Below are 1,159 nucleotides of genomic sequence, written 5' to 3'. Positions count from 1 at the left end.
GCGCTCGCACTGTGTTTTCCGGGCCGTCCGCGACTACGCGGGCGGCCCGGTGTCGTTTCCGGCGGCGCAGATGCGGACGGGCGGTGGCGCCGTCGCGAACTCGTCGCGGGCGGGTCAGCCGGTGTGTGCCGCGGTCAGTGCGGTGACCAGGCGGGTGATCGGGCTCTCGGCGTTGTACTCGGCGGCCAGCGCGAGCAGCCGGTCGGGGTCAGCGGGGGTGGTGGGCAGGACGTCCGGACGCGACAGGATCACGTCGGCGTCGCGGACCACCCGCACGACCGGAGCGGCGACCTTCAGATAGTCCTGTGCGGCAACGAGTTTCGCGCGCACACCCTTGGCGATATCGGAATCGGGATCAGCGACGGCGTCCATGAGCGCGTCGAGCGAGCCGAACCTCGTGATCAGCTGGGCGGCGGACTTGTCGCCGATGCCCGCCACGCCGGGCAGGCCGTCGGAGGCGTCGCCGCGCAGGGTCGCCATGTCGGCGTAGGCCGGTCCCGCGTTCTGTTCGGGCACACCGTATTTCGCCGAGAGTTCCGCGGGGCCGAACAGTTCCGCCTTGGCCAGACCGCGACCGACGTAGAGCACGCGGACCGGTGGGGCGGGCTCGTCGCGCACCAGCTGCAGCAGGTCGCGGTCGCCGCTGACGACGACAACCGGGTCGGTGCGCTCCCGGCTGGCGAGGGTGCCGAGCACATCGTCGGCCTCGAGGCCTTCCGCGCCGCCGGTGGCGATGCCCGCCGCCTCGAGTACTTCGAGGATCATCTCGACCTGCGGGGTGAGCGTGTCGGGCACTTCCTCCGCGCCGGGCGCCGCGCTGGTGCTGGTGTCGAGTCGGTGCGCCTTGTAGGAGGGCACCAGGGCCACCCGGAACGGGGGCCGCCAATCGAGGTCGAGCCCGACCACGAGCCTGCTCGGACGATGCTTGGTGACCAGCGAGGCCACCATGTCGGTGAAGCCGCGCAGCGCGTTCACCGAGCGGCCGTCCGCGCCCCTGAGCTTGTCGGGGATGGCGTAATAGGCGCGGAACCAGAGGCTGGCGCCGTCGAGGATCAACAGGGGTCCACGGGTGCTCTCGTCAGCGGTCACCCGGTGATTGTGCCCCGAACCACCGACACCGTGGCCGTGGCCGTGCCGATGGGCTTCGGTGGCTGCCCTC

The 1,159-nt window shown here is 71.6% G+C and carries 1 protein-coding gene; it reads right to left on the bottom strand.

The window, feature by feature from the left end; all coding sequences use genetic code 11:
* Positions 1-114 precede the first annotated feature (114 nt).
* On the bottom strand, positions 115-1,089 hold the full coding sequence (locus tag ACFWF3_RS36645; protein ID WP_379318814.1) for a 5'-3' exonuclease H3TH domain-containing protein: 975 nt from the start codon (positions 1,087-1,089) through the stop codon (positions 115-117).
* Positions 1,090-1,159 lie beyond the last annotated feature (70 nt).

The sequence above is a fragment of the Nocardia sp. NPDC060220 genome (genome assembly GCF_042727815.1).
Taxonomy (GTDB): Bacteria; Actinomycetota; Actinomycetes; order Mycobacteriales; family Mycobacteriaceae; genus Nocardia.
The sequence above is the reverse complement of the archived record's forward strand: the minus strand, read 5'-3'. Positions and strand labels throughout refer to the sequence as shown.